1 protein-coding gene is annotated in these 345 nt (G+C 39.1%); it reads left to right on the top strand.

Annotated elements, in window-relative coordinates; translation table 11 throughout:
* A partial coding sequence (locus tag DDE80_RS14880) for an RNA-guided endonuclease InsQ/TnpB family protein (protein WP_153060958.1) occupies positions 1–345 on the top strand: 345 nt, incomplete at both ends.

Here is a 345-nt window from a genome sequence, read left to right as displayed (position 1 = left end):
TGGCTGAACTACAAGAAAAGACAGCCAATCAACGTAAGAACTTTCTACACCATCAATCAAAAGAATTAGCAACAACCTATGACGCTGTTATCATCGAGGACTTGGACATGAAAGGAATGTCTCAAGCTCTTCACTTTGGTAAAAGCGTTCACGACAATGGTTGGGGCATGTTCACTACATTCTTATCGTACAAGCTAAAACAACAAGGGAAACAGCTTGTGAAAATTGATAAATGGTTCCCTTCGACTAAAAAATGTTCTTGTTGTGGTGCAGAAAAACCTATGAAGCTATCTGAACGTACTTACCGTTGTTCATGTGGGTATGTGGCATATCGTGACTATAATT

It is taken from the genome of Metalysinibacillus jejuensis (genome assembly GCF_003057615.1).
Classification (GTDB): Bacteria; Bacillota; Bacilli; order Bacillales_A; family Planococcaceae; genus Metalysinibacillus; species Metalysinibacillus jejuensis.
Note: the sequence above shows the minus strand (reverse complement) of the source record. Positions and strands in the feature narration are given on the sequence as shown.